At 60.7% G+C, this 3464-nt stretch carries 2 protein-coding genes and 1 pseudogene; all 3 read right to left on the bottom strand.

Annotated features, from left to right (window positions below; translation table 11 throughout):
* Positions 1-451 (bottom strand): annotated as a pseudogene (locus EN925_RS28450) (ABC transporter permease); the annotation flags it as partial.
* Positions 451-1548, bottom strand: a complete 1098-nt coding sequence (locus tag EN925_RS28445) for a microcin C ABC transporter permease YejB (RefSeq protein ID WP_013527941.1) — start codon at positions 1546-1548, stop codon at positions 451-453. The pseudogene EN925_RS28450 and the gene EN925_RS28445, both read right to left, overlap by 1 nt.
* A gap of 30 nt (positions 1549-1578) precedes the next feature.
* On the bottom strand, positions 1579-3447 hold the full coding sequence (locus EN925_RS28440) for an extracellular solute-binding protein (protein WP_127385031.1): 1869 nt from the start codon (positions 3445-3447) through the stop codon (positions 1579-1581).
* Positions 3448-3464 lie beyond the last annotated feature (17 nt).

The raw sequence follows: 3464 nt of genomic DNA, 5'->3' as shown, positions 1-3464 counted from the left end.
CGGCAGCACCCTGCGGATACTGATTGCAGCGTGTCTTGGCGTCATACTGCCACGACGGCTTGGCCGGTGCTGCTTCGGGAATAGCGTTGTTGACCGTCTGATAGGAGTAGCGCACCGGCGGCCAGATCATCCAGCCATTGGCGTTGATCTCGTCCTGGATGACCGGATCGCGATAGTCGGTGACGGCATAGAAGCCGCCGAATTTTTCCTCGGGGTAGGCGACCAACACCGGAAACAGGATTTCGCCCTTGTAGGAAGCGATGATCGGCTTGTCGTTGGCGATGAACTCGGAAAACAGCGACAGCACGAACAGGACGAGGAAGATCCACAGCGACCAGTAGCCGCGGCGGTTGGCTTTGAAGTTCTGCAGGCGGCGCTTGTTGAGCGGCGACAGAAACGGCCGCTTGATCCGCGCGGGTGCCGCGTCGACGGGGACTGTAGCCTCCGACATCAGACGTCTCTCCGCTCGAAATCGATGCGCGGATCGACCCAGGTGTAGAGCAGGTCGGACAAGAGCCCGACGAACAGCCCGAGCAGCGAGAAGATGTAGAGATTGGCGAACACCACCGGATAGTCGCGCTCGACCACCGACCGGAAGCCGAGCAGACCGAGGCCATCGAGGGAGAAGATGTTCTCGATCAGCAGCGAGCCGGTGAAGAAGGCCGAGATGAAGGCGCCGGGAAAACCGGCGATGACGATCAGCATGGCGTTGCGGAAGACGTGGCCGTAGAGCACCTGCCGTTCCGACAGACCCTTGGCCCGCGCCGTCACCACATACTGTTTGCGGATTTCTTCGAGGAACGAGTTCTTGGTCAGCAGCGTCGTGGTGGCGAAGGCCGACAGCACCAGCGCGGTCAGCGGCAATGTCATGTGCCAGAAATAGTCGACGATCTTTCCCCACCACGACAATTGATCCCAATTGTCCGAGGTGAGGCCGCGCAACGGAAACCAGTCCCAGAAAGACCCGCCGGCAAACAGCACCATCAGCATGATGCCGAACAGGAAGCCCGGAATGGCATAGCCGACAATGACGACGCCGCTGGTCCAGACGTCGAAGGGAGTGCCGTCCTTGACCGCCTTGCGGATGCCGAGCGGGATCGAGATCAAATAGGACAACAGCGTGATCCACAGCCCGATCGAGATCGACACCGGCATTTTTTCCAGGATCAGGTCGAGCACCGAAATGTCGCGGAAATAGCTGTCGCCGAAATCGAAGCGGGCATAGTTCCACAGCATCATGCCGAAGCGCTCGAGCGGCGGCTTGTCGAAGCCGAACTGCTTTTCCAGCTTCTTGATGAATTCCGGATCGAGCCCCTGCGCACCGCGATATTTCGAGCTGACGTCACCGGCGGCATCGAAATTGCCGCCGGCACCCGCGTCGCCGCCACCACCGCCGAGGCGGTCGCTGCCGCCCTGATTGGTCAGCCGGGCGATGACCTGTTCGACCGGACCGCCGGGGGCGAACTGGATGACGGCGAAGGATATCGCCATGATGCCGAACAGCGTCGGGATCATCAAAAGGATGCGGCGCAGGATATAGGCGCCCATCAGGCCTTCTGCCCTCGTTGAGCGAACATCTCAGCCTTTGCCAATTCTTGCCGCCTTGCCCTTATCGAACCACCACAGCGTCTCGACCGGAAAGCCGAAATCAGGCTTCTGTTCGACAAAGCCGAACATGTCCCAATAGGCGACGCGGTGATTCGCCAGATAGTATGTTGGAATCCAGTCCAGCCGCGCGCGCAAGACCCGGTCGAGCGCTCTGAGCGCCGTGACGAGTTCTATACGGTCTTTCGCCTTGGCTGCTGCCGCGATCAGGGCGTCGATGGCCTTGCTTTCGGTGCCGGGATAGTTGCGCTGCCCCGGGATTTTCGCCATGCGGGAATCATAGAGCATCTGCAGGCTGTCGTCAGTCGGCGTCGCCCCGATCGACCAATGCAGCAAGGCAAGATCGAAGTCGTAATTGCTGTGCCGCTGCTCATACTGCGCCGAATCGATTTGCCGGATCGATGCGTCGATCCCGATCGCCTTCATATTCTCCGACCACGGGGTGTAGATACGAACGATGCCATCGTCCTCCGCCAGCATTTCGACCCGCAGCCGCTCACCCTTGTCATTGACGACGAAACTGCCGTCGCGCTTCCAGCCGGCTTGCGCAAGCAATCTCGAAGCCTCGCCCAGCAGCTTGCGGTCATGGCCCGAACCGTCGGACAGGGGCTGTGTTACCGCTTCACCGAAAACCTCTGGCGGCAACTCGGCCCGGAATGGCTCCAGCAGGGCCAATTCGTCAGGCGAGGGCAGGCCTTCGGCCTTGTAATCCGATCGTTCGAAGTTCGATTGAGAACGCTCGTAGGAGCCGTAAAACAAGGCCCGCTTCATCCATTCGAAATCGAAACATCTGGCGATCGCCCGCCGCACCCGCTCATCGCGGAATTGCGGACGACGCTGGTTCAGCGCGACGCTCTGCATGTCTGGCGTCTTCTCGCCGGGAAATTCCCGTTTGAGGACCTTGCCGTCCTTCAGCGCCGGAAAGTCGTATCCGGTCGCCCATACCCGTGAGGTGAATTCCTCGCGAAAATGCGTGTCGCCTTTCTTGAAGGCCTCGAATGCCGCCTGCCGGTCAAGATAGAAGTCGATGCGGATGCGGTCGAAATTGTAGAGGCCGCGGTTCACCGGGAGATCGCGGCCCCAATAATCGGCGACGCGGTCATATTCGACCGTCTGTCCGGCCGCCACGCGTCCAATCTTGTAGGGTCCCGAGCCAAGCGGCGGCGTCATGGTCGAAGCATCGAAATCATTGGCCGTGTAAAAGGCCTTGGAGACGATCGGCATCCCCACGATCGCAAGGACGTTTTGCGCCGACTGCTTGCCGTTGAGGGTGAGATCGACGGTGGTGGGATCGACCGCAACCACGTCGGTCATGTACCGCAACGCCTGGGAAAGGTTCGGATGGCCCTTGTCCTTATAGAGCTTCAGCGCAAAGACAACGTCTTGCGCGGTCAGCGGCGAGCCGTCGTGGAAACGCGCTTGCGGTCGCAGCACGAAGCGGAAACCGTTGCGGTCTGGCGACAGGGCAACGGTTTCGGCAAGCAGGCCATAGACTGCATCCGGCTCATCGAGCGCGCTTGTCATCAGCGAATCGAAACAGAGTTCGGCGCGCGGCGGCGCCTCACCCTTCAACACCAGGAAATTCAACGTGTTGAAGGTCAGGAAGCTCTGATTGAGGGTTGCGTTCGGCGGCGCGAAATTCATCTGGCCGCCCTTGGGCGCGTCCGGATTGACGTAGTCGAAATGCGCGAAATCGGGCTTGTACTTGAGGTCGCCGAAGGCGGACAGGCCATGCAGCTTGATGCCGGTCGCAATGTCGGCGAAGGCCCGGCCCGGCAACAGGGCAGCGGCTGCCGCGGCACTGCCCAGGGCGAGAAAGTCGCGGCGAGGCAGGGCCGCCATCAATTGCCGCCCTTGTA

The organism is Mesorhizobium sp. M7A.F.Ca.US.006.04.2.1, assembly GCF_004022915.1.
In the GTDB taxonomy this organism is placed as follows: domain Bacteria; phylum Pseudomonadota; class Alphaproteobacteria; order Rhizobiales; family Rhizobiaceae; genus Mesorhizobium; species Mesorhizobium ciceri.
The sequence above is the reverse complement of the archived record's forward strand: the minus strand, read 5'-3'. Positions and strand labels throughout refer to the sequence as shown.

Coding starts and splice junctions, on each gene's coding strand:
- EN925_RS28440 (WP_127385031.1), bottom strand. CDS start 3,447: ATGGCGGCCCTGCCTCGCCGCGACTTTCTCGCCCTGGGCAGTGCCGCG.
- EN925_RS28445 (WP_013527941.1), bottom strand. CDS start 1,548: ATGGGCGCCTATATCCTGCGCCGCATCCTTTTGATGATCCCGACGCTG.